This is a genomic window from Fluviicola sp., assembly GCF_039596355.1.
In the GTDB taxonomy this organism is placed as follows: domain Bacteria; phylum Bacteroidota; class Bacteroidia; order Flavobacteriales_D; family Crocinitomicaceae; genus Fluviicola.
This window is the reverse complement of sequence record NZ_JBCNJW010000001.1, coordinates 632,899-658,204: the sequence shown is the minus strand read 5'-3', so window position 1 is coordinate 658,204 and position 25,306 is coordinate 632,899. Positions and strand designations below refer to the sequence as shown.

Genomic DNA, 25,306 nt, shown 5'->3' with positions numbered 1-25,306 from the left:
AGCTTAGTTTTGAATAAATGAACGAATCTGATTTAATTCCGAATCGGATAGCTGAACGTGTAAAGCCTGTGCATTATGAATTGCCTGCTCCGCATTGCGTGCACCTCCCAAAACAGTCGTAATTCCTTTCTGGTTCATCGTCCAGACAAGTACCAATTGAGCAACACTGCATTGTTTGGCCGATGCCAGATCATTCAGTGCCTGTAGCAACGTATTCAGTTTTTGCGGATCAAACTGCTGAAAGTACCCGTTGCGGTGATCGTCTGAACTCAATGTTCCGGTTCCGTTAGAATATTTCCCGGTCAGTAAACCTCTTTCCAGCGGACTGTATGCAATGATTCCCACATTTTTTTCCATTGCAAAAGGCAGTAACTCTTCCTCGATGGAGCGATTGAGCATACTGTAGGAAACCTGGTCGGAGTGAATTTGAGCCGTTTGCAATCCTTCTTCCAGCAACGCACGATCGTAATTCGACACACCGATTGCTCTCACTTTCCCGGATTTCAGGAGTTGTTCCATCGCTTCCATTGTTTCTGAAACAGGCGTTTCCACATCCGGCCAGTGCAACTGAATCAAATCGATGTAATCTGTCTGCAATCTTCGCAAACTGTTTTCTACTTCGCGGATCACATTTTCTTTGCGGCCGTTTTTGTAAATCGGAACGGTTTTCCCGTCAATTTGGGCATCAAAAGCAACTGTTCCTTTCACATCCTGTTCCCAAACCAAACCGAATTTAGTCAAAATTTCTACTTTGGAACGATCTGTTCCTTTTATCGCTTCACCGATGACTTCTTCACTCAGACCCACTCCGTAAAATGGAGCCGTATCGATGGAAGTCACTCCATGTGCAATGGATTCACGAATTGCTTCGATGGAATCTTTTTTGTCATTTCCTCCCCACATCAATCCACCGATTGCAAATGTTCCCAGTGTGAGTGGAGAAACCTGTAATTCACTTGTTCCTAATTGTCTTTTCATCCTGTCGTTTGTTTGATTATTTGATTGATCTGTTTGATTTTATTATCTGACGAATGCATTTGCGAACGGGTAATCCGTATAACCTGCTGCTGCTCCGCCAAAGAATTTAGTTCTATCCGGTTCATTCAACGGTAAATTGCGCTCCAGGCGGAAAGGCAAATCCGGGTTTGCAATAAAGGGACGACCGAAACCGATCAGATCCGCCCAGCCTTTTTCAAGGGCTTCTTCAGCGCGTTCTTTGGTATATTTCCCGGAATAAATCAGTGTTCCGCGAAATGTGCTACGATAAGCTTCCTTAAACGAAACCGGCATTACCGGCGCGTTGTCCCAATCTGCTTCCGCTATATGAATATACGCAATTCCGATCTCATTCAGAATCTTTGCCGCCGCGATATAGGTTTCTTCCGGGTTGTCATCCATCGCTCCCATCAAAGTTGTCAGTGGTGCCTGGCGTACTCCCACCCGTTCAGCTCCAACTGCATCTGCAACTGCCGTTACCACTTCTTTGAGAAAACGCAACCTGTTTTCCAGGCTTCCACCGTACTCATCCGTGCGGAGATTGGTTTGTGAATCGATAAATTGTTCAATCAGGTAACCGTTTGCACCATGTAATTCCACTCCGTCAAATCCGGCTTCGATGGCGTTTTTGGCTGCTTGAGCATAATCCTTTATGATCTGCTGAATTTCCGGGATTGTTAACGCTCGTGGCGCTGAATGCTGTACCATTTCACCGGCTCCGGAAGAAGCTTCCTGACCATCTTTCGCCAGAAAAACACTGACGCCTTCGGCTGAAATGGCCGACGGAGCAACCGGATTCTGACCATTTTCCTGCAGGGACGTGTGGGAAACGCGTCCTACGTGCCACAACTGTGCAAAGATTTTTCCCCCGTTGGTATGAACTGCTTCGGTCACCTTTTTCCATCCTTCGATTTGCTCGCGGGTAAAAATTCCCGGAGTCCAGGCGTATCCTTGTCCTTGTCTGCTGATTTGTGTTCCTTCTGAAATAATCAACCCGGCTGAAGCACGCTGAGAATAATATACCGCCATCAGATCGGTTGCTACTTCTCCTGTGGCAGATCGCGAACGCGTCATTGGCGGCATCACGATGCGGTTTTGAAGATTCAGATTTTTTAATTGATAATGTTCGAATAGCATTGTGTGTGATTTTGTTCCGACAAAGTTCGGGCGATTAGACCGAAAAGTACTGTGATGTATGTCACAACTTTTCCGTTCGACTGGTTTCAATCGAAAAAAGCGTTCAACCTCCCGTTATGGATCAACACAAAGACAAGAGGATTTTCTTATTTTTGTTTGGCAACTCAAAATCTCAGCGTTGAAAAATTTCCTGTATGCTTCTTCCATCAGCTTGATTTGCTGCCTGTTTATTTTTAAGGTTCATACATTGAAAAAGTCCAACAGTATGATCAACTGGAAGACGGAAACGATCAACACGAAACGGCATACTATTTCGGAAGAATACCTGGTTCAATTGGTTGATTTTCATAAAACGGAGCTGGCATTCATTAAACGCCCGCTGACAACTTACAGCATTGAACTCCTTTCTCATACCACCTCGTTGAGCATCGGGCAATCGTTTGTCGTAGTCAATTTTACCTTGCTCTTCTTTTGCGGAATAGCCTTGTTTTATTTGGCCAAACTAATCCTGGATGACAGCCGGTTTTCCAATTTCAGCGTGCTTTTCTTCTACCTGAGTTTTACGGTATTATTTTCATTTTTCCCGGCAAATTATTCCTATGACGAACCTTTGCAGTATTTGCTGATCTTTTTAAGCTTCGCAGCTTTACTCAAAAGGAAATGGGTACTATTCATTCTCTGGTTCACGATTGCTATCATTGCCCGGGAAAGCAGCATCCTGATCTTGCCGGCCTTTGCCTTATATTTCTTCGGGTTTACGTTCAAAAAGCCATTCCAAACGGAAAACATCAAAAGGATACTTGCCCTCGTGGTTCCAGTGGTTTTCTACGCCGTTTTCCTGTACCTGTTCATTACCCTATCGGGCATTGGCAAGGCGTCACAGAATGACCTGACCAGCAGGCTTTCTCATTTCCTGTTTAATTTCCAGAGCCAGGAATATGCCGTTGAATCGTTTTTCTCACTCGCACTGGCAATTGGCGTGCACGTTTACTTTTTGTTCAGTTATTTGTCTGATAATGTGTTGAACGGAATGGAAAAAAAACTGGTCAAATCGTTCCTGCTTACGTTGATTATCAATACGATTATCGTTTTGATCAGTACACTTGCAAGAGAAACGCGTTTGTTTGCTTTGCCTTTGATTTTTATCTGGCCAGTTTTCGGGAAAATCCTGCTCCACGAACTCAAAATTCTGGGTTCGCCCAAAAATTACCTGAAACTGGTCAACAACATCCTGCCGATCGGTACGCTGATTTTACTCTGGGCATTCTGCTTTTTGATTTACCGCTTTATCTACACGCAAACGAACGGCGTAACGAAAAACTATCTCGATGAATACCTGTTGGTGATGTCGGCCCTGATTTCCCTGCATTTCGTGATAAAAATGCGGCTCAAGCACAGTCAAAACACGCTTTTACACTAGCACATGAAACAAACGAAGCAAGTCCGGATTTTCAATAGCCAGTCCGCTGAAACAATTGCCGTCGGCGCTTCACCATACAGCATTTTGCTGGGTGGAGAGCATTCCGAAGGACAACTTGGGATCATTGAAATGCTCGTTCCTCCGGGCAGCGGACCTGTTCCGCATGAACACAAAGGTTTCCAGGAATGTTTCTACGTGCTGGAAGGCGAAGTGGAAATGAAAACCAAAGAACAAACGGTACTTGCGCGAAAGGGAGACCTTGTTCACATTCCGCTTGACGGGCCGGTTCATTGCTTCAAAAATACAGGTTCCCAACATGCACGGCTTTTATGCATTGTCGTTCCTTCCGGTCTGGATGCTTTTTTCAGGGAAGCTGGTCGTCCGATTCCCGTTGGAACGATGCCGGAAGTCACAGGACCACCAAGTCCGGAACAAGTGGCGCAGCTCAACCTGACAGCTGAGAAATATGGGCAGAAGTTATATCCGAAAAACTATTTGGACTGATGAACGCCTGGTTAAAATCGTTGGTTATTTTTGGTTTGTTCAACTGTCTGTTGTCTTTCGAAGCCAAATCAGATACTATTCAGACTGTTACCATTCCCAGCCGGAAACACGTTTCAATTCAGTTTTCGCCGCTGGCCCTGCTGGATTTCAACAACGGATCGAGCTATCGTTTGGGAACACAGATCCGGGTTTCACGTCGCCTCGCGCTGAGTGCTGATTTCGGAGGTTATTTCAGGAACTTTTCGTTTCTGAAAAACAACAAGGGGTTTTACTCCTATTTCGCCGTAAAATATGCTTTACCTGAAAACGGCTCCTGGCTTTCTATCAGTTATTCCTACAAACAGCAGGCTTTCGATTACCACGATTTCTACCTCCAGGATCCGAATACGCCCATTACGGTTCACGTTCAGAAATATGTCAACAGCATCAGCGTGAATTACGAAAGAAGGATCGGTCAGTTGTTCAAAGACGGTTCCATCGATTTTTTTGCCGGGTTGGGAGTCCGGTTCCGGAACGTGCAGTCGTTTCAAACCAAACACCAGTTTGATGAGCTCAAAAATGGTGGAGACTCACAAACACTTTACCTGGTACTGATTCCGGGAAACAAAGCGTGGCTCAACCTGAATTTCGGACTCCGGATCGGATTCGGGATTTTTTAGGGCTGATGGCGTATTCTCCAGTGGACTTCGTCGTGAACTCAGCCGAACGATTTCGCAGGCTCGCCCTTTGTGCGTACAGATTTTGAAATTAGATGCGTAAATCAGAAAATACTCGAACAAGACATCAAATAAAAACAACATGATTTCAGTAATTGTCACTTACCAGGTAAACCCTGAATTTTCAGAACAAAACAAAGCCAATATTCAGCGTTTTCTCACCGATTTTGAGTCGCTGGACCATACGCAATTCAAGTACACGGTGCTTTGTAAAGAAGACGGCATTTCGTTCGTGCATCTTTCAAACTATGAGAACAAGGAAATCCAGGAGCAGCTTTTACATGTTCCTTCTTTCAAAGAATTCCAGCGATTGCGGGATGAAAGCGGACTGAACGATTCACACCGTGTGGAAGTCCTTGAGATGATCGGTTCCAAAGGAGAGTTGAAATAAAAGCCACGAATCTTTAGGCGTCTAATGAAGGGAATTATGTCCTTAAGTCAGGTAATTTCTGAAACAGGTTCTTTTTGAAAAATACTGTCCAAAAATTCAACTGATAATCTCCCACAGATGCACAGATTTTTTATGGCGTCCTCCGCGGCGGATCGCCATTTAAGCGAGACCAGCCTGTCCCGACTTTTCGGGAGTAGGCTCGCTCTAATCTGCGCATCTGGGGAAAGATAAAGAGTACCTGCCAGCAGGCACTGAAATTATGAATCATCTAATTTCAGCTAATAGCTAAATCATCACCTAAACTCTGATGCTGAGCTTTTACTTATTCGCTATAAACGGACTTTTCCGGAAATACTGTTGATCGGATAACTGCCCGACCAGGAAACGTGCCAAATCTGCTGCGCTGATCGAATCACCCGGACAATCTTCCAAAGAAACCGCTACCGGAAACAGCTCATCTGTTTGAACAATCACCGGTAAGCGTACCATCGTCCAATCCAGGTTACTTTCCAGCAAAAGCTCCTGTTCGACCTGTTTGTCTTTCGTCGTCTCAGGATAGTTTTCGTACATCCATCCCGTAGCAAACTGTACGTGTTCATTTTTGTGATCTCCCGGGGCATCAACGCTCAACCCGGTGGTAACCAGGTAGCGTTTGATTCCGTGCTTTTTCATTGCCTGAAGGATATTTTTCGTTGCCTGGCTGAAAACGGACGGTTCGCCTTTGGGCTGTCCGAGCGTGCTGATTACCGCTGCACAGCCTTGCAGCAAGTTTTCAATGGCCTTGCTGTTCCGGGCATCTCCCTGAACCACTTCCAGCAAGGGATTGGTAATCTCCACTTTGGATGGATCGCGGTGTAATAAACGAATGGAATAGGACTGCTTTAAAAGCTCTTTAACCAAATAAGTTCCCGACTTACCTGTTCCGCCGATTACGGCGATTGGATATGTATTCATGATTTTTTCTTTATAAAAGGACATTAAAATAAGTGCTGGTTTCAGGAATGAAACCAGGCAGAATCACTCAGGATTCTTTCTTAAATCGCTATTTATAAAGAGATGTTAATGACTCAAAGATAAGCCATTCCGGTGAACCAACCAATAAATTTTACTTCAAAGCTTCCCTGAGCGCTTCTTCATCCAGCTGATTTTCCCAGCGGGCCACTACAATGGTTGCAACGGCATTTCCGATGAAATTAGTCAAAGCACGACATTCCGACATGAACTTATCGATTCCCAGGATCAATGTAATTCCGACAACCGGAATATCCGGAACAACTGCAAGTGTTGCCGCAAGGGTAATAAATCCTGCACCTGAAACTCCGGCAGCTCCTTTGGAACTCAGCATCGCAACCAGTAAAAGCAATACCTGTTGCTGGAAGCTCAGGTGAACATCACAAGCCTGTGCGATAAACAACGCAGCCAGAGTCATGTAAATGTTCGTTCCGTCGAGATTAAAGGAATATCCTGTCGGGACAACGATTCCCACCACTTGCTTGGCGCATCCTGCCTTTTCCAGCTTTTTCATCACTCCCGGAAGTGCCGGCTCCGAAGAACTGGTTCCCAAAACGAGGAACAATTCGTCTTTCAGGTAACGCAGTAATTTAAAGATATTGAACTTGTTGTACCAGGCAACAGCGCCCAAAACAACGATCACGAAAAATGCTGAAGTGAGGTAAAAAGTACCAACCAGACCTGCCAGTTTGACCAACACGCCCAATCCGAATTTCGCAACGGTAAAGGCCATCGCTCCGAAAGCTCCCAGAGGTGCCAGTTTCATCAAAATCTCGACAATTTTAAAAATCGGGTGCGACAAGGCATTCAGAAAATCCAATACCGGCTTACTTTTCGGCATGGTCAGCGAGACTCCGACTCCAAACATGATGGAAACAAACAATACCTGCAGAATGCTGTCTCCGGTCAGGGAACTCATCAGGGATTTCGGGATAATATCCAGGATAAAATGCGTCAATGTATGCTCTTTGGAAGCATTCACGTAATCCTGGATTTCTTTCGGATCCAGTGATGCCGGATCGACATGTAAACCGGCTCCGGGCTGAATCAGGTGACTCACGATCATCCCAATAATCAATGCCAGCGTTGAAAACGTCAGGAAATAAGCAAAAGCTTTCCCGGTTACTCTCCCCACGACCTTCAAATCGCTCATGGAAGCAATCCCGGTAGAAACAGTAATGAAAATCACCGGTGCAATGATCATTTTGATCAGGGCAATAAAACCGTCACCCAATACTTTGAGATTGATGGCTTTATCCGGCACATAATGTCCTAAAAGAACCCCGATCACAATTGCTACAAGCACTTGAAAATACAAGGCTCTGTACCATTTTTTCGGTTTCACCGGTTTTTCTGACAGATCAATTTCCATGACTGATTTCGCTATTTAGAGAATATTGGGGCTGAATATATCAAATATTAGCCACATGCAAGGATTTCGCTCAAATTTAGTGCGCTATTCCTCCACAAAGTCGAGATCTCTTCCGTGGGTTTCCGGAACACTCCAGGTACTGTAAATTCCGATTGCAAATGCCAGGAATCCAACAATTCCAGCAGCAATCAGTGCAGACATCCCCGATTCCATCAGGGATTCAAAACCGATGGTCATCAAAATCACCGTTCCGCGAACCATATTCGGGATCGTGGTTGCAGCTGTAGAGCGGATATTCGTTCCGAACTGCTCTGCTCCGATCGTCACAAACATGGCCCAATATCCTGTTCCGAAGCCAAACCAGCAACACATAAAATAATACATTCCGGCAGTATGAATCGTTCCGGAAAGAATCCAGATCACACTGACCAGTGTAAAAGCCATCATCCACAAAATGGATTTTCTTCTCGATTTCAACCAGTGACTTAAGATTCCGCTGAAAATATCTCCTGCTGAAATCCCGATGTAACCCCACATGATGGCATCTCCCGGACTGATTCCGCCTTTAATTCCGAGTGCTTCGCCAAATACATTTCCGAACATGGCAAGGATTCCGATACAAAACCAGGTCGGCAATCCGATCCCGATACAACGCAGGTAGCGCCAGAAACGGTTCCAGTTTGTGAAGAACATCAGGAAATTTCCCCGTTGCACTTCCAGTTTTTTGGTTTCTTTAAAAATCCCGGATTCCAAAACTCCGATGCGCAGCAAAAGCAGCCCGATTCCCATTCCTCCACCAACGAAATACGCCACGTTCCATTCTTCGGTGAGTTTCACTGTCAGGTTGGCAACCACTGCTCCCGACAAGCCGATTCCCGCAACCAGGGAAGTTCCCAGAGCACGCAATTCTTTCGGTAAGACTTCTGAAACCAGTGTAATTCCTGCTCCCAACTCACCTGCCAAACCGATTCCTGCAATAAAACGCAGTCCCACATAAGCAAAGGTCAATGTATCTTTGTCTTTGGGAAAATAAGGCAGAAAACCACACAGGATGTTGGCCAGCGAGTACATTACGATGGAACCGAACAATACCGACAAGCGGCCTCTTTTATCTCCCAGGATTCCCCATAGAATTCCCCCGAGGAGCAAACCTCCCATCTGCCAGTTCACAATCATGGTTCCCACATGAGTAATTTCCGATTCTGCGAACCCCAATCCCTGCAAACTTGGAACCCGCACGATTCCAAAAAGCAGCAAATCGTAAATATCTACGAAGTAGCCTAATGCGGCAACAATAACAGGCAAAGACCAGAGCGGTTTATAAGAAGTCATTTTTTCCAAAGTAGTTTGTTTGAAGTTCGAAATATACTTAATCAATTTTGAATTGCGGATGACGGATTACGAATTTATAGAGGGGGTAAGACTATTTGAGGCATGAGGCAAGACGTAGAGAGGCAAGAGACAGGACTTGGAGAGGCGGGCTAAAATTTCTATCTCACGATTCCTGGCTCCGGATGTCTTGTCTCTCGTAAACGGAATTCGTAATTTTACTCCATGAATCCGGATGAACAATACATGCAGCGGGCGTTACAGCTGGCGCGATTGGGCGGAGTTTCCGTTGCCCCGAATCCATTGGTCGGTGCGGTGATCGTTTACCAGGATCAGATTATCGGTGAAGGATATCATCAGCAATTCGGTGAAGCACATGCAGAAGTCAATGCCGTGAATTCAGTGGAAAATCGGGCACTTCTGGAACATGCTACGATTTATGTAACGCTGGAACCTTGTTCTCATTTCGGGAAAACACCTCCTTGTGCGGACTTGTTGGTTCGTTCGAAATTCAAACGGGTGGTGATTGCCCAGATCGATCCTTTTTCGGAAGTGGCAGGAAGAGGAATCGAAAAACTTCAACAGGCAGGAATCCAGGTGGATTGTGGCATCCTGGAACAGGAAGCGAAGGAGCTGAACAAACGTTTTATGACGTTTCATACAAAAAAACGGCCTTTCGTGACCCTGAAATGGGCTCAAACCCGTGACGGATTCATCGACCGCGACCGTTCTGCCGAAAATCAAACAGGTATCAACTGGATTTCCCAGCCTGAAACACAGGTTATCACACACCAGTTAAGAACTACCGAACAAGCTATTTTGGTGGGCTGGAAAACCGTTCAGAACGACAATCCAAGTCTCACAGCTCGTGCTTTTGCGGGGAAAAACCCGATCCGCATCGTTATTGATCCGGAATTGAAAGCTCCTCAACAAGCCACACTTTTCACCGACGGACAAAAAACCATCGTATTCAACCGCTTAGAAGAAAAAACACGGGATTCGGTTCACTACCTGAAACTGGATGATTTCTCGCCCGAAGCCATTTTAGCTGCGCTATATCGACTCCAAATCAGTTCTGTTCTGATCGAAGGTGGTACTTTTACCCTAACGCAGTTCATCGAATCGGGTTTGTGGGACGAGGCATTGGTCATTACCGGACAAAATGAATTCGGAGTAGGAATCAAAGCTCCGGTTTTAGCGAAAACAGCAGACCACCAGACTTCATTCGGGCAGGATGTGTTACATTATTTTCATAATTACACCCGTTAAAATCGCGGAGACCCTTGCCGGAATACCCGAATTTCCTATTTTTAGTTCGCTAAAGAAAATCTACTCCACAATTAGATTGAATAACATTCAAAATAAACGACGATGAAAATTTACCCAATTGAAACAGGCACATTTAAGCTCGACGGCGGAGCCATGTTCGGAGTAGTTCCCAAAAGCCTCTGGTCTAAAACCAACCCGGCAGATGAGAACAACTTGTGTACCTGGTCAATGCGCTGTCTGCTCATTGAAGACGGAAACCGTTTGATCTTAATTGATACAGGAATCGGAGACAAACAAAGTGAGAAATTCTTTTCGCATTATTACCTGGCGGATACGAAAACGCTGGAGCAGAGTCTCAACAAACTCGGATTCGGATTGGATCAGATTACGGATGTGTTCCTCTCCCACCTGCATTTTGACCACTGCGGAGGAGCCGTTAAATGGAACACCGACAGAACCAAACTCGAAACTGTTTTCAAAAATGCGACTTACTGGAGCACGGAAAACCACTGGAAGTGGGCCACCGAACCGAATGCACGCGAAAAAGCATCTTTCCTGAGTGAAAATATTCTTCCGCTGCAGGAAAGCGGACAATTGAAATTTGTGGAACGAAACGGTGATTTCACGAAAAACGTTTTCAATAACTTCGATGTGTTGTTCGTTGACGGACACACGGAAAGCATGATGATTCCGCATATCCATTACCAGGACAAAACCCTGGTTTTCATGGCCGATCTGCTTCCGAGTACGGGACACATTCCATTGCCATATGTCATGGGCTACGATACCCGTCCACTGCTGACTTTAGGTGAAAAAGGAAATTTCCTGAACCAGGCTGCAGACAAAGAACTGGTACTCTTTTTGGAGCACGACAGCGTGAACGAATGCTGCACGGTGGAACGCACAGAAAAAGGTGTTCGTTTGAAAGACTCCATGACTTTCGCTTCCATATTTGGATAAAAACTTTAAATTAGACAAAACTTCGCATCATGAATAATTACTTACTACAGCTATTAAAAGAGGTTAAAACATTGATTATTCCGGGATTGGGCGCTCTTACGGTGACCAATGAAAGTACCGGGGAGATCATGTTCATGCCTTATTTGAAGTTTGACGACGGGACACTGGCGAAACACATTGCGAGTAAGGAAAACATGGAAATCAATGATGCTTCGAACCTGATTTCGAAGTTTGTGCGCGAAGTCACTGCTGAACTGGACAAGGGAAATTCCTACGACATGTACCAGTTTGGAAAATTCCTGAAAATAGACGGAGAAATTGCTTTTGAAGCCTGGACGAGTGGTGCATCAGACACAACAACTACCGAACCAGCTAAAGAAGCTCCGAAACCTGAAGTAGCGCCTGTAATCGTCGAAAAACCGAAGGAAGAACCTATCCCCGTAAAAGCAGAGGAACCTGTTATTCCGAAGGTGGAAGAAGTTCCGGTTCCAAAAGTGGAAACTCCGGTACAACAGGAAGAAAAACCGAAAGCGCCAACTCCTCCGGCGGAAGTTCCGAAACCGGAACCAGTGAAGGAAACTCCTGTTGTGAAAGAAGAAAAGGCGGTTCCTCCGGTAGTTGAAAAAAGCGAACCGAAGGCTCCGGCAGAAAAACCGGCTGCCAAAAAAGAAGCTGCTCCCCCAAAGAAGGAGGTTCCGAAAAAGGAAAAAGCAGTCACAGATCCGAAACAAAAGAAGAAAAGTCCGGTATTATCCTACATACTCTGGGGATTCCTGGTTTTGATTCTCGGTTCGGGAACTTTCATTGCCATCCGTTTTGATAGCTTGAAGAAAGACTTCCCTATCCTGGCTGAATTGGCAGGAGAAAACGACAATACAGCAAAAGGAAGCGAAGATGTCAAAGTACTGGAGGATGAAGCTGAAGTCAACATCGATTCCAATACCGAATCCGAGCCGGTTCCTGAAGACCAGGTGAAAGTAGTGGAAGATCAGCTCCCGGATGAAAAAGTAGCAGAGAAACCGAAAAAGGAAACTCCTGCTCCAACTCCGAAGCCTGTCAAAGAAAGTACTCCGAAACCGGTTACCAAACCGATTGTTACTGTGAACAAAAAACCGGTTACCAAAACTCCGGCAAGCAGTTCGGGTTCTTCCTCTTCTGCGGCAAGTTTCGACAGTTCCAAATCATTTCACGTGATTGCAGGTTCTTTCGGTTCGGCAGGAAATGCCAATAAACTGGCTGCAAAACTGCGTTCCCAGGGATTCGGTGAAGCAGCTGTAACCATGCACAACGGGATGCACCGCGTTAGCGTAAAAGGATTCAGCACGCTGAATGAAGCAACTGCTGAAGCGGCAAAAATCCAGGGATCCGTTCCCGGGGCATGGGTATTGAAGTTGTAACGAATATCATTTTATTGATAACAAGCCGGGGCGAAAAAATTTTCGCCCCGGCTTATTTATTTCAGTATCAGACTGTGTTTCTGTTTACGGATAGACATCCATCTATTTACCCAGTCGTATCAAGGCTTTCAGCCTTTCAGCTTCATCAAATCACCCAACCTTCAGTACCAAATCCACCAGGCGGTTCGAATATCCTGCTTCGTTATCGTACCATCCCACGACTTTGATCATGTTCCCGATCACAGAAGTCAATTCACTGTCAAAAATACAGGAATTGGAATCTCCCAAAATATCTACCGAAACAATCGGGTCTTCCGTATAACGCACAATTCCTTTCAAATGTGTTTCAGAAGCTTTCTTAAATGCGGTGTTGATCTGTTCCACTGTGGGCGGATTTTGCTTCACGATCACCGTTAAGTCTGTCAACGATCCGTCCGGAACCGGAACGCGCATTCCACAACCTCCCATTTTCCCTTCCAAATCAGGGAAAATACGCGTAATTGCTTTTGCCGCACCGGTTGTAGTTGGAACAATACTTTGAGCAGCTGCACGTGCTCTGCGCAAATCCTTGTGCGGGCTGTCATGCAAACGCTGATCCGTTGTATAACTGTGAATCGTGGTGATATATGCTTCTTCAATATCACAGAACTCTTTCAAAACGGCTACCAAAGGCGCCGCAGAGTTTGTAGTACAGGAAGCATTACTGATAATGCGGTGTTCATCCGTAATCAGATCGTCGTTGACACCAATCACCACATTGAAAATATCATCTCCTTCGGATGGCGCACTTAAAATCACCCGCTTCGCACCCGCATTCAAATGCGCCTGAGCTTTTTCTGCTGTTAAAAACAACCCCGTAGATTCCACAACGACATCTACTCCCAATTCTCCCCATGGAATTTCTTCCGGGTTCTTATGTTGCAAAAATGTAATGTGCTGTGTTTGATTAAAAATCAACTGATTTCCGTTGATCTCAAACTCATCCTCCATGCGTCCGTGAACAGAATCATATTTCAATAAATGCACCAGGGTCGCAACCGGGGCAAGGTCGTTGATAGCCACCAATTCGATTCCCGGATTCTTTAATGCCAGGCGGCTGAAATAGCGCCCGATTCTTCCAAAACCATTTACTCCTACTCTTATTCGTTGTTCCATCGTTTTTTCCAATTTGTACTGTTCAATTACTCTTGTTCAAATGCCGTCGTGCGGCACGGTACAAAAATAAAAAAGGGTGGGTAAAATAGGGTCTAACTACTTTGTTAAAGAACTAAAATATTTACCACATCAGGATCGGTACTAATTACGTCACGGGGAACCAATTTTTCATCTGCATGGTAACGTCTATAACACATTGTTTTTATCTGGCTCCAGGATAGATTCTCTTCTTCCAGAATGGAGATTCGGCCCAACGTTGCTCCAGTGCATATTGATGATACCAAAGCGGCAAATAATCCGAAAAGGCCTTTTCCGTCAAATAACGGTATGCGGGAAGTGCTTCTGCAGCTCCGGAAAGGTGATCTGCAATAGCATGACCGGCATAGCACCCTGCTCCCAATGCTGAAGTGATACCGTAAGAAGAAATCGGATCATAAGCGAATGCGGCATCTCCTGTCGCCAGCCAGTTTTCACCATAAACGGATTCAAGAAACGACGTTTCCGCAGATTGGATCTGCAACACAGTATCTGGTTTTGGTTGAAAATCACCGGGAAAAAGTGACCGGATCAATGTTGTTTCTGTCAGTGCGTTCCAATAACCTGAAAGATGCTGATATGTGTGAGACAGAAATGCTGCATCCGTCATGAATGCCGTTACAAGTTGCCCGTCAGATAAGGCGGCGGCGTACCACCAACCGTTTTCGACGGCTTCAATATGGGTTTGCTGTGACAATTCGAAACTCTCGTCCACAGAAAAACGTGCAACAACTCCCACTAATGTATCGTAACGGTGTCTTTCAATACCTAAGCAACGTGCGATTTTGCTTTTTCTACCTGTTGCATCCACCATAAAATTGGTTGCTACAGTCGTTTCACGGTGATCGATTTTCAGGTTTAGATTCCAGTGTTTTCCTGCCTGTTTAACCTGCATTATCTTTGCATTCCGGACAATCTGAACTCCGCGTTCTTCGGCAAGTCCGATCAACGATTCCTCAAAAATTCCACGTTGCAGATGCCATCCGTTTCCTCCTGCATGAAGCATAAAATGTTTATCATGGACCTTTTCGCTTCCCCAAAGCCATGAATTTCCATAGCAAGCGGCATGCCTGGGATCATCCAATAATTCTTCTATCTCCAGATTTCTGAATATAGGTAATACCGTGGGAGGAAGCGTCTCTCCTACCTTGACTCGCGCAACAGCATCGGCTTCAAACACCGTGCTCCTGATTCCTCTTTTTAAAAGCGACAAAGCAGTGGCGATCCCGGCAGGACCGCCACCGACGATGCTTATTTCATGAAAATATTCCAATGGCTTACATCTGGTTACGTGGAATAACACGACGTTTACGTGATGGAGTCGTCGTAGCAACACCAGCTTTAAGCTGCAATGTTTTCTCTTCCGGTTTCTCGGTTTTGAGGTTTTCAGCATACACCACTTGTTCGTAAGTAGCATCCGGCGTATCGAAATCCCTTCTCCTCGTTTCAATCCAATAGTGTTTCGGGAGTAATCCGTTTGCATCATCGACCTCTCCGTCCTGCTGAACAATGATTCCCAAATAATGCCACTTTTTGATCATGTTGTTGATCTTGGTCGTATACGCAGTTCCAAAATCACGCAACCAGTCCTGACGGTAGTCGAAATGTTTCAACCGCTGTCCATCGGGAACACTTTTCTTTGTAGCCCGCTTATAGCTGTCCATGCTCATGACCTGGTTCGGTACACGTGCCGCCCAGAAGGATGGCAAAGGAAGGTAGGTGGAAGGGTCATATCCTGACAGGCAGCTTGCCTCATCAGTCTGCCACGGAACACCCAGCCAGCGTGTCAATGTTCCGGGTCCACTCGCAGCCAAAGGCCCGCCAGCTTCCAGTACAATGTTCGTACTGAGCAGAGGTCCCCAGTTTACTTCCGGTTTGTCGCCCTCAGCAGCAATATTCAGCCTGAACGGTTCTTTCCACATCAGCGGAACGCGCATCGGCCATGTCAGCTCAATTCCGGGATGGAACGGCCCGCCAAGACAATCATCGAGATTGGTTTTGGTAAGCATGTGCGGTTGGTCCTGCAATGGTACTTCTTCCAATGTCTTGTAGCGTACAGGCTTTTCCGTAGTGAATTTCCCGGCTGCCCAGCTTTTTAACCAATCGTATTGAACCGTTGTGATGGAAAGATCATCCAGGGCCATTTCCGAATACTCACCGAAATAGTCTCCATAAAAAGGCGGAACTTTTGCCGGTTGATAATCGGTACTGTCCGGATCACGGAACCAATTGAAAACGCGCTTCCGCAACCATTCGTCTTTCTTGTCCGTACTGCTCAACTGCTTGATCAGTTTCGGGTCATTGAAATCCGCAGGTGAATTTTGTCCGAAAGCCATAAAGAATCCCTGGTTCACCCATTGAGTATGCGACATACGGCTCAAGATCGGAAAGATGTGTTCATAAAAGTCCGGCATTTTAGGCTTTTTAACCCAATTCTGTGCTACAGACATGTTGTAAACCACATCATACATGCTTACTACACCATACAGCCCTTGTCCGAAATTCGGAGGTGTCACGGCAACCATTGCCGGATCTGCTTCCAATACAGTGCCATCCTTCAGTTTTACCGTTGCACGCACAGGCCCGTCGGAAACGTCGTCGTGCCAGGTGTCGTTATTTGCAAAAGTAACTGCTGCAGTATTCGTATAAGAAGCTGAATGACCGTCACCACCGAGGAAGATCAACCTCCCCTGTTCGTCAGTTCTCAGTTCACCCAGCGGAACTTTGGTTCCCATAAACTCTCCGTCATCAAAACGGTACTTATCACCACTTTGATTTTTCCCACTGATCGAAAGCGGTGTCGGACTGATAATTAACCGTGAGCGATCCGTAACGGATAAATTCCTGTACTGGGATGGAATAGCTGCTCCAACAAGATCCAGCGCATTGTTAAACATGTACCATCCGGATTTCATGTTTGCAATTTCTACGCGCCATTGAATGTCTGCATCTGCTGCCGTAATTTCCCTTACAACATTTCCTTTGGAATCATAGCCGTAAATCCTGAAACGGGCAGCTTGCTTTTTGACTCTTCCCTGCTTGTCTTTAAATCCGCCGGGAGGATTTGGAACTTGTCCTGATACTTCAGGTCCGATAAAATAATCATCCTTACCTGCGGGTGCATTTCCTACCCGCGCAATACCGATTGCCGGATAAATGGCAACCTTTACAATAGCATTACTCATACGTGAATGTGTTAATGGTTATGATTTATTAAGTGCCGGAAATCCGGCAGTTGGTACAATTTTTAACGAGGCCAGTTTAAATTTCTGGGAGTGCGGGGTTCCGTATCAGATACTCCATTCTTAAATCGGCGTAAGTCTGCTGAAGCCTGATAAACAACCCTTCTGGCGTCATTGATACTTCCCGCCGGCTGATGATCCGCTGTCGTTCTCCACGGATTGTAACTCAGATTTTCACCGTATTCCGGTTGTCCCTGCTGATCAATATCCTGTTGCAATAAGGTAATGACAGCAACGGGAACCGGTGGAGAAAGCTTTTCATTCCAGGGAACCATGGCTTCGTCCAAAGGCATTGTTTCCGGATCTGTTCTCAATTGCAGGCAGAAATTGAGCTTCACCTCCCCTTCTATTAATTGCTGCTTCAGCTGATCATGCAGATAATTCGGATTATTGGCAGGGATGGCTGGTGGCGGATCTTGCCGTTCCACAGGTGTTATGATGTATTTCACATAGTTATCTGCTCCAAGTGCATACGGCAACCCGCTCCAGTAGTCAATATTAACGACGCTGTCTACATCCTGTGCCATTTCATTCAGGATGTCTGATGTTTCAGGATGCGTTTCCAGGTAGGAATCATAATCGTGGTCTACAACGCCAGCGTATGTAAATTCACACATCTCCATCACATCATTCACAAAGAAGACATTGAAGTTTTGTAAGATAAAATCAGCGGTAATTCCGTTCTGATCTCCATCCAGCAATTTTTCTCCCGGAACACCAAAAAGCTTGATACCAATGCCTGTGGTTGTTTTAATGTCACTGTTGCCGGGAACGGTATCACTGGCAAACCGCACCCATGATTCATACCGTTTTCCTTCCGCAAAGATCCCAGTATTAAAGGGAGCCGGAAGATCCGGAAGCACATCAAAACGGGCTTTGACGATGCCGTGAGGCTTTAAAAATACAGCTCGTCTTACGGGACACTGACCAGCTTTGATTCGTGTCCCCATACTCATATTGACAAACATTTGCCTGAGAGCATTAACAGGGTCTTTACTGCAATTAATTTCCATAATCAGGAAGTAGTTATAACGTTTCAGTGAATAGGGCTTTTACCCTCTAAATGCTTCCCAAATAAAAGAAATCAAAACAACTTAACCAATTTTTGATCTGTTTTTCATGACGATACAAATAGAAAAAGGGGTTACCCCTTTCGAGATACCCCCTTTATTAGGATTATTTTTTTATTTCTTAGTGGAAGACCTGAACAAATCCTTGTTGTTCGATTTCTTCTCCTGTTTGCATTTTAGCAGTGAATTTGTAGAAGTAAGTTCCTTCAGAAACTACTTCTCCGTTCATGTTCTTACCATCCCATGCAGCTGCAGGATCACTGTACTCCGTAATCAGGTTACCCCATCGGTTCACAATCGAGATATGGAATTTTTCAACTCCGTCATACGAAAGGAAGAACTTGTTGTTTCCGGATGTCGATGAGAGAACAATAATGTTCGGAGCCGTAATGTAACAAACCTTTCCGTCGATGGTCATCGTTGCCGAATGCGAGTTACATTCGTTACTTGCCGTGACGGTGTAAACTCCAGGCCCGGCCGTGATATCGTGCCCGATTGTTCCGTCACTCCAAACATACATATCGTTTTGTGGGTATACTCCACAAGAAGTTGTAATCGTAGAACCGATACAGATCACCGTATCAACCGTATTTACAAATGCCCAGTTAATGAACTCGATCGATGAAGTCACAGAAGTCTGACATTGGTTGTCTGTAAATGTTACTTCAAAAGTTCCAGGGATACTGGATGTAATTACCGGGTTCAGCACGTTTGCATTCGGTAAGAAATGAATATTCGTATCTGCACTTGACCAAACTCCACCGTTTGCCGCTACCGTACCGCTTACATTGTATGTAAAGTTACAAGCAGACGTATCCGGGAAGATATCCGGCAATAAGAACAAGGTTACAAATGCTGAAACAGAGTTGTTACACACATTGTCTGTATACGTCACCTGGTACTGTCCGCTCGTTGTTGCCGTAATCGTTGGGTTGATCGTTGTATTGTTCGGCAGGAAGCTCACTTCCGGAGACAACGCAGACCAATGTCCACCCGTCGGATAGGTAATCGTTCCCGTGACCTGGAAGTCATCGCCACAGAGCAACGTATCGTTGAAGATCTGAGGATAAGGCGGGAATATGATCGTCGAGGTGACGGTATCGCTACACGCATTATCGACATACGAGACCTCATAGGTACCGGCACTGGTGGCGGTTATATGCGGGTTATTGTTTGTCGTAGAGCTGAAGTTCAATCCGGAAGGAGTTGCACTCCAAACACCACCGTTATATGCCTGAGTTCCGCTTACCTGGAAGTTCATATCACATGCAATCGTGTCAGGGAAAATGATTGGCAACGGTAAGGTGTAAATTGTTACCGTCGTATCGTAATGACATCCGTAATCATCTACCAGGTTGTACACGTAGCTGTGGTTTCCTGGCTGGTTCGGGATAACGTTTACCAAGGTATCGTTCGGTCCGCTTACAATTGTTTGATCCGGATTCCAGTACGTATCTACCGCATGGTTGTTATATCCTGCCAATCCCGGGAAGAAAGAAGGATCGAAGTACAATCCCCATTCGAAAATATACCCATCATCATAAGTCAGGTTATCACGTACGTGGATTTTCCAGTTTCCGTTGATCGGACATCCCAGCAATGCTGTTCCGAAAGAAGATTCCGGTGCATAGATATCAGACGGATCCATCGAGTTTCCTGCAGACAATGGCGGTGTTCCCGGTACAGCTGCCACAGGAATGGTGTTGTTCCAGTTTTGGTTCATCTGACCGATCGTATTGAAAACAGAACTGAAGCAGTATTCCCAGCCTTCTCCTGGTCCGCCACCTCCCGGATCATCGTATGGGTGTCCCAGGAAGATAGAACCTCCGCTGTTTCCTCCGGGCAATACTCCCGGGTTGTAAGAGTTCAATAAGTTGACCGTTTGTCCCACAGTTGCAGGAGCTACAGGCGGACATTCCAACCAGATTTCAAGGTCACCCGTGTATGAGTGCTCCATCGTAATACAAATCTGGTTCAAATCCTGGGCATTTTGGATCGTTGCATTGGAAGGGAATCCACTGATGTTAATTGCAGTTTCGTAGTTCTGTCCTGAACCATCAGGCAGATAAGTCAATCCGGCGTATGCACCTCCTAATTGGAACGTACCTTCCGGGATCGTAATTCCGACCGTATCGGTTGGTGTAACCCCTCCGATCAGGATGGTATTCTGTCCTAAACAAACCGTATCATCAACCGGCCCAGTTCCTGTAAACAAAGGCTGTTGTGAAACGCGTACTTTAGATGCAATGCGGTTTGCATGCGGGAAAGCATCGGTGATTTTCAATTCAACGATGAATCCGTTACGTGTTGGCGGTACAAACCAGATCGAATCGTTGTTCGGGTAAGTTCCACCGTCAGAAATATTCCATGCGTAGTTTACGTTATTAATATTCTGGGAATATCCGTGTCCTGTTGCTTCAAGTGAGTGAGGGAACAATGGTTTTGCAACCAATAAGATACTGTCTCCGAGACACACATCTACAAATCCGGTATCAATCGGGTTCAAGGAGTTGGTTCCTGCGTGGTTTACAAATGCTTCCATGTGCATTTCAAACGGCTGTGCCTGGTTACCACACTGAACGCTTGCTCCCCATCCTGCTCCCTGGTTTGCACCGTCAGAGATAAATACTACTGTCAAACATCCGCTTGGGTTGTTCCAAGAAGCAACGTGGTTGAATCCGTTCGGATCGGAAACTGAGTTGTGAATTCCCAGCAATGGTGCGCTGGTATTCGGTCCGTCATACACATAAATAAAATCAGAACCGTCCACATCAAACGTGTAACCGGCGTTGATTCCGAATGTGATGACCATTTTAGTTCCCTGGCTCAAATCAGGACAGAAAACAACGGTATCATTAAAATTGGGAGAATAGTTGCCACCCGATCCACCGTCATCGAAGAAGTTGTTCGCTCCTACTCCGAAGGTGCTGCAATCTGCAGGGCTGCTTTCAGGGAATTGCATTCCGTTCCCCATATTCACTATTTGTGCGTTAGTCATTCCGGATATCATAAAAACCAAAAAGACCAAAAGGAATTTCGTCTGTTTTTTCATCATCTTTTCGTTTTCATTTCGTTCTCCAATACCCACGTTGATTTCACAACCAATACCTTACCGGTTCCGGCAATTTCAAAAAATTGATTTCTGTCAATGATTTTAATCCCCATTGCTTTTGGGTCTACTTTTTGGGCATTTTCCATGGAAATCTGTCCGTCAAAAGCGGATTCTTTTCCATCACCTGAAGGGCGATCAGCAATGTAGCTGCCGTTTGCAACAGCATACTGTTGCATTTCAGCAGTCAGAACAGGGGTTTGTTTTTCAATCCTGACCTGCTTACCGGGGTGAATCTTATTTGCATCTTGTCCGAACGACAAGCCTACGCAAAGAAGAAAACCAACGGAGAGTAATGTCTTTATCATAGTTTTTAGTTTGTGATGTGATTAATACTCCAGACTCGTTTTAACAAAAAAGAGTTGCATCATCGTTTAAAAGTAGTTAAAAAAAAACGAAGTGAAAGCGAATATTAACCTTAGATTTGCAGTGCCAAATAGGATATAACAATGGAAATTCAACAATTACATGCAGTTGCATCACAAGTAAGAAGAGATATCGTTCGCATGGTCGCAGGAGCAAATTCCGGTCACCCGGGTGGTTCTTTGGGATGTGCCGATTTCTTAACAGTACTTTATTTTGAAATCATGAAACACAATCCGGATCATTTCTCTATGGACGGAAAAGAAGAGGATTTGTTCTTCCTTTCAAACGGACACATCTCCCCTGTTTGGTACTCTGTTTTAGCGCGTGCAGGATATTTCCCGATTGAAGAGTTGGGAACATTCCGTAAAATCAATGCACGCCTTCAGGGACACCCGAGTGTGGATAAAAAAATCCCGGGTGTGCGCATGGCTTCCGGTTCTCTCGGACAAGGTTTGTCTAATGCCATCGGAGCAGCTTTGACAAAAAAATTAAATCACGATAAAACCCTGGTGTTCTCGCTTCACGGAGACGGAGAATTACAGGAAGGACAAATTTGGGAAGCTGCAATGTACGCTGCAGCCAATAAAGTAGACAACCTGATTGCTACTATTGACTACAACGGAAGACAAATCGACGGAGACGTAGACGATGTCCTTTCTTTGGGTGACCTGAAAGGAAAATGGCAAGCTTTTGGATGGGAAGTTCTTGAAATGAACGGTCACGACTACGACAGCCTGATCGGAACATTGAATCAAGCAAAAGCATTAACCGGAAAAGGAAAACCGATTGTTATTATTATGACAACAGAAATGGGTCAGGGAGTTGATTACATGGTTGGTTCTCATAAATGGCATGGTGTTGCGCCGAATGCTGAGCAATTGCAGCTTGCACTGGATCAGCTGGAAGAAACTTTAGGAGATTATTAATGAGATTTTACGCAGTCATTTTTTGCTTCTTATTCACGGGCTTCGCGAAAGCTCAAGGGCAGGAATTGACTCGTATTTTGTTCATTCTGGATGCTTCGAACTCCATGAATGCCAATTGGGGCGGACAAACACGGATTGAAGCTGCGAAAGAACTCCTCATTAAAACAGTAGATAGTTTGAACGGATCCGCGAACCTGCAGATTGCACTGCGGGTTTACGGGCACCAGTCCCCGATTACTGCAACTTACCAGGATTGTAACGATACCAAACTCGAAGTTCCTTTCGGGCCGGATAATTTCACCCGGGTAAAAAACAAAATCAAAACCATCCTGGCAAAAGGAACCACTCCGATTGCCCGGTCACTCGAAGCCGCCGCATCCGATTTCCCGGATACCAATGCCCGGAATATCATTATCCTCATCACCGACGGATTGGAAGCCTGTGACAACGACCCCTGTGTGATTGCCAAAAAACTACACGACAAGGGAGTCAAGGTAACCCCATTCGTAATCGGTTTGGGACTTGACTTATCGTATCTCGAACAATTCAAGTGTATCGGAAGTTATTCGGAGGCGGAAACGAAAGAAGCATTTAACAATGTATTGAAATCCGTGATTTCGAAAGCGGTGATCAATACCACGGTGCAGATCAACCTGAACAACATCCATAAGGTTCCGAATGAAACGGATGTAACCCTGTTCCTTTATAAAGCGGGAACCAAAGAGTTGGTTTATACCTTCGTTCATACCTTAAACAGACAGGGAAATCCGGACACACTGACCATGGATCCGAGCTTCAAATATGACCTCGTTGTTAATACCATTCCGAAAGTCTACAAAAACAATATTTCCATCGTCAAGAATACGCACAACATCATCCCGGTGGATTGTCCGCAGGGATATATCAAACTGCGGTTCACCAATGCGACAAGTCCGTACCAGGTGCTTTCAAGAATCTACCAGAAAACCGACCAGTACACACTCAATACGCAATTGGTGGGAACAACCGACAAGTACATTATCGGAACATACGAGATCGAAATCCTGACACTGCCGCGCATCTACCAAACAGTTGAAGTGAAACAAAGTGCCACGGAAACAATTGACCTGGCAGCTCCGGGACAACTCAGTTACAATGCAACCAAGACACTGGCCGCACAGGTCTTTGTGATTCGCGAGAACGGAACCCCGGAATGGGTCTGCAACCTGGATCAAACATCCACAAAAGGATTGATTTTCCTGCAGCCCGGAAGCTACCGCATCGTATACCGGCAAAAACAGCTGCGTTCAACCACCTATACGACTGAAAAGAATTTTAAAATACAATCAAATAAAACAACTTCGATTAATTTATAGCAATGAAGCAATTTGAAATTTTAGGAAAAAAAGATACGCGATCAGGATTTGGAGAAGGTCTGCTTGAAATCGGTAAAAAAAATCCGGATGTAGTTGCCCTGTGTGCAGATTTGACCGGGTCGCTGAAAATGGATGCTTTTCAGAAAGAATTTCCGGATCGGTTTTTCCAGGCGGGAATTGCTGAGGCAAATATGATCGGGATGGCAGCCGGAATGACTATCGGGGGTAAAATTCCTTACACAGGAACCTTCGCCAACTTTTCAACCGGACGCGTTTATGACCAAATCCGTCAGTCGGTAGCTTATTCCCAGAAAAACGTGAAAATTTGTGCTTCTCACGCAGGATTAACCTTGGGTGAAGATGGCGCAACGCACCAGATCCTGGAAGATGTGGGAATGATGCGCATGCTGCCTCATATGACAGTAATCGTTCCGTGCGACTTCAACCAAACGAAACAGGCAACCATGGCAATCGCTGAACATGTGGGGCCGGTATACCTGCGTTTCGGAAGACCGGTTGTTCCTATTTTCATCCAGCCGGATGCAACATTCACGATCGGGAAAGCAGATGTTTTGATCGAAGGAACGGACGTAACCATCATTGCCTGCGGACATTTGGTATGGAAATCCATCGAAGCGGCACAACAATTGGCTGAACAGGGAATCAGTGCGGAAGTAATCAATATGCACACGATTAAACCTTTGGACGAAAAAGCAATCTTAGACTCTGTTAACAAAACCAAGTGTGTTGTTACTGCAGAAGAACACATGTTGAATGGAGGTTTAGGGGATGCTGTTGCACAAGTACTCGCGCGGCATTTACCTTCGCCACAGGAATATGTTGGAGTAAATGATACTTTTGGAGAATCCGGAACACCGGACGAGTTAATGGTGAAATATGGTTTGGATACTCCAAACATTGTTGAAGCAGCTAAAAAGGTATTAACCCGCAAATAAAAATATGAGTCACATTCCCGATGAAAATACCATCATTTCTTATTTTCATCGGGATGATGACATGGCCCATCAAGCTTTCAGCTGGATTGTCGACATTCACAGCAAACGCCTCTACACCACCATCCGCCGTTGGGTGAACAACCACGAGCTCACCAACGACATTATCCAGGAAGTATTCATTAAAATCTGGAACAACCGCAAACAATTTCAGGGAAACAGTGCCTTGTTTTCATGGATTTACCGCATTGCATACAATGAAACGGTGCATTTCCTGAAGAAAGAAAACAAACACAAAAGTCTGGATATCGACGAGCCGATCGTTTCGTTTTCTCATCAATCACAACATTACGGAAAACTCGGTGCCGAGGAGATTTCAAAACTCCTGTTCGAAGCCATTGAAACCCTTCCCGAAAAACAACGCATGGTATTTGAATATAAGTATTTCGATGATTTGAAATACGAAGAGATATCCAAACTAACAGGCGGTTCCGTAGGCGGCCTGAAAGCCAATTACTTCCATGCAGTCGGGAAAATTGAAGAATATTTAAAACGCAAATTAAACCATTGAATAAAGGACGAATCTTAGTGT

General features: G+C 45.3%; 22 protein-coding genes. 11 read left to right on the top strand and 11 right to left on the bottom strand.

The genetic code is table 11. The annotated features are described in order from the left end of the window. Nucleotides 1-3 precede the first annotated feature (3 nt). Nucleotides 4-978 carry an aldo/keto reductase gene (locus ABDV94_RS02650; protein WP_343604531.1) on the bottom strand — a complete coding sequence of 325 codons (975 nt, stop codon included), beginning with the start codon at nt 976-978 and terminating at the stop codon, nt 4-6. A gap of 42 nt (nt 979-1,020) precedes the next feature. After that, nucleotides 1,021-2,133, bottom strand: coding sequence for an alkene reductase (locus ABDV94_RS02645; RefSeq protein WP_343604530.1), 1,113 nt, complete (start codon nt 2,131-2,133; stop codon nt 1,021-1,023). A 178-nt stretch (nt 2,134-2,311) separates the two neighbouring features. Here ABDV94_RS02645 and ABDV94_RS02640 point away from each other — a divergent pair, with 178 nt between their 5' ends. The 4 genes from ABDV94_RS02640 (at nt 2,312) to ABDV94_RS02625 (ending at nt 5,164) form a co-directional block, all read left to right on the top strand. Continuing rightward, on the top strand, nt 2,312-3,553 hold the full coding sequence (locus ABDV94_RS02640; protein WP_343604529.1) for a hypothetical protein: 1,242 nt from the start codon (nt 2,312-2,314) through the stop codon (nt 3,551-3,553). Nucleotides 3,554-3,556: 3 nt separating this feature from the next. Then, on the top strand, nt 3,557-4,057 hold the full coding sequence (locus tag ABDV94_RS02635) for a cupin domain-containing protein (RefSeq protein WP_343604527.1): 501 nt from the start codon (nt 3,557-3,559) through the stop codon (nt 4,055-4,057). Next, nucleotides 4,057-4,716: a hypothetical protein gene (locus ABDV94_RS02630; protein ID WP_343604525.1), complete on the top strand. Its 660-nt coding sequence runs from the start codon at nt 4,057-4,059 to the stop codon at nt 4,714-4,716. Before ABDV94_RS02635 ends, ABDV94_RS02630 begins: the two co-directional genes overlap by 1 nt. Nucleotides 4,717-4,855: 139 nt before the next feature. After that, nucleotides 4,856-5,164: a hypothetical protein gene (locus tag ABDV94_RS02625; RefSeq protein WP_343604523.1), complete on the top strand. Its 309-nt coding sequence runs from the start codon at nt 4,856-4,858 to the stop codon at nt 5,162-5,164. 318 nt (nt 5,165-5,482) lie between these two features. Here ABDV94_RS02625 and ABDV94_RS02620 read toward each other — a convergent pair whose 3' ends face one another. The 3 genes from ABDV94_RS02620 to ABDV94_RS02610 all read right to left on the bottom strand — a co-directional run bounded on the left by ABDV94_RS02620 (nt 5,483) and on the right by ABDV94_RS02610 (nt 8,879). Continuing rightward, the gene (locus tag ABDV94_RS02620; RefSeq protein ID WP_343604521.1) at nt 5,483-6,118 is read right to left on the bottom strand and encodes an NAD(P)H-binding protein; all 636 of its coding nucleotides are present in this window, start codon (nt 6,116-6,118) and stop codon (nt 5,483-5,485) included. A gap of 151 nt (nt 6,119-6,269) precedes the next feature. Then, nucleotides 6,270-7,547, bottom strand: coding sequence for a dicarboxylate/amino acid:cation symporter (locus ABDV94_RS02615; protein ID WP_343604519.1), 1,278 nt, complete (start codon nt 7,545-7,547; stop codon nt 6,270-6,272). Between the two features lie 84 nt (nt 7,548-7,631). Then, nucleotides 7,632-8,879 (bottom strand): MFS transporter, encoded by a 1,248-nt coding sequence (locus ABDV94_RS02610; protein ID WP_343605346.1) that lies wholly within the window; start codon nt 8,877-8,879, stop codon nt 7,632-7,634. Between the two features lie 222 nt (nt 8,880-9,101). Here ABDV94_RS02610 and ribD point away from each other — a divergent pair, with 222 nt between their 5' ends. The 3 genes from ribD to ABDV94_RS02595 all read left to right on the top strand — a co-directional run bounded on the left by ribD (nt 9,102) and on the right by ABDV94_RS02595 (nt 12,502). Then, complete coding sequence (ribD, locus tag ABDV94_RS02605; protein ID WP_343604518.1) at nt 9,102-10,145, top strand: bifunctional diaminohydroxyphosphoribosylaminopyrimidine deaminase/5-amino-6-(5-phosphoribosylamino)uracil reductase RibD; 1,044 nt, start codon at nt 9,102-9,104, stop codon at nt 10,143-10,145. Between the two features lie 102 nt (nt 10,146-10,247). Then, on the top strand, nt 10,248-11,105 hold the full coding sequence (locus ABDV94_RS02600; RefSeq protein WP_343604516.1) for an MBL fold metallo-hydrolase: 858 nt from the start codon (nt 10,248-10,250) through the stop codon (nt 11,103-11,105). Between the two features lie 29 nt (nt 11,106-11,134). Further along, complete coding sequence (locus ABDV94_RS02595; RefSeq protein ID WP_343604515.1) at nt 11,135-12,502, top strand: SPOR domain-containing protein; 1,368 nt, start codon at nt 11,135-11,137, stop codon at nt 12,500-12,502. A 150-nt stretch (nt 12,503-12,652) separates the two neighbouring features. On the opposite strand, the gene gap is transcribed toward ABDV94_RS02595, so the two are convergent. The 6 genes from gap to ABDV94_RS02565 all read right to left on the bottom strand — a co-directional run bounded on the left by gap (nt 12,653) and on the right by ABDV94_RS02565 (nt 21,422). Next, complete coding sequence (gap, locus tag ABDV94_RS02590; protein ID WP_343604514.1) at nt 12,653-13,657, bottom strand: type I glyceraldehyde-3-phosphate dehydrogenase; 1,005 nt, start codon at nt 13,655-13,657, stop codon at nt 12,653-12,655. A gap of 202 nt (nt 13,658-13,859) precedes the next feature. Next, on the bottom strand, nt 13,860-14,966 hold the full coding sequence (locus ABDV94_RS02585) for a tryptophan 7-halogenase (protein ID WP_343604513.1): 1,107 nt from the start codon (nt 14,964-14,966) through the stop codon (nt 13,860-13,862). A 4-nt stretch (nt 14,967-14,970) separates the two neighbouring features. Then, the gene (locus ABDV94_RS02580) at nt 14,971-16,878 is read right to left on the bottom strand and encodes a LodA/GoxA family CTQ-dependent oxidase (RefSeq protein ID WP_343604512.1); all 1,908 of its coding nucleotides are present in this window, start codon (nt 16,876-16,878) and stop codon (nt 14,971-14,973) included. 62 nt (nt 16,879-16,940) lie between these two features. Continuing rightward, nucleotides 16,941-17,885, bottom strand: coding sequence for a hypothetical protein (locus ABDV94_RS02575; protein ID WP_343604511.1), 945 nt, complete (start codon nt 17,883-17,885; stop codon nt 16,941-16,943). A 241-nt stretch (nt 17,886-18,126) separates the two neighbouring features. Continuing rightward, the gene (locus tag ABDV94_RS02570) at nt 18,127-21,060 is read right to left on the bottom strand and encodes a gliding motility-associated C-terminal domain-containing protein (RefSeq protein ID WP_343604509.1); all 2,934 of its coding nucleotides are present in this window, start codon (nt 21,058-21,060) and stop codon (nt 18,127-18,129) included. Beyond that, nucleotides 21,057-21,422 carry a hypothetical protein gene (locus ABDV94_RS02565; RefSeq protein WP_343604507.1) on the bottom strand — a complete coding sequence of 122 codons (366 nt, stop codon included), beginning with the start codon at nt 21,420-21,422 and terminating at the stop codon, nt 21,057-21,059. Before ABDV94_RS02565 ends, ABDV94_RS02570 begins: the two co-directional genes overlap by 4 nt. 141 nt (nt 21,423-21,563) lie before the next feature. Between ABDV94_RS02565 and ABDV94_RS02560 the strand changes: the two genes are divergently transcribed. From ABDV94_RS02560 to ABDV94_RS02545, 4 genes are read left to right on the top strand one after another with little or no spacing between them, the layout of a single operon-like run. Further along, the gene (locus ABDV94_RS02560; protein ID WP_343604505.1) at nt 21,564-22,406 is read left to right on the top strand and encodes a transketolase; all 843 of its coding nucleotides are present in this window, start codon (nt 21,564-21,566) and stop codon (nt 22,404-22,406) included. After that, nucleotides 22,406-23,761 carry a VWA domain-containing protein gene (locus ABDV94_RS02555; protein ID WP_343604504.1) on the top strand — a complete coding sequence of 452 codons (1,356 nt, stop codon included), beginning with the start codon at nt 22,406-22,408 and terminating at the stop codon, nt 23,759-23,761. Before ABDV94_RS02560 ends, ABDV94_RS02555 begins: the two co-directional genes overlap by 1 nt. Before the next feature lie 2 nt (nt 23,762-23,763). After that, a complete protein-coding gene (locus tag ABDV94_RS02550; RefSeq protein WP_343604503.1) occupies nt 23,764-24,717 on the top strand; it encodes a transketolase family protein in 954 nt (317 codons plus the stop codon). Between the two features lie 4 nt (nt 24,718-24,721). Beyond that, nucleotides 24,722-25,285, top strand: coding sequence for an RNA polymerase sigma factor (locus ABDV94_RS02545; RefSeq protein ID WP_343604501.1), 564 nt, complete (start codon nt 24,722-24,724; stop codon nt 25,283-25,285). Nucleotides 25,286-25,306 lie beyond the last annotated feature (21 nt).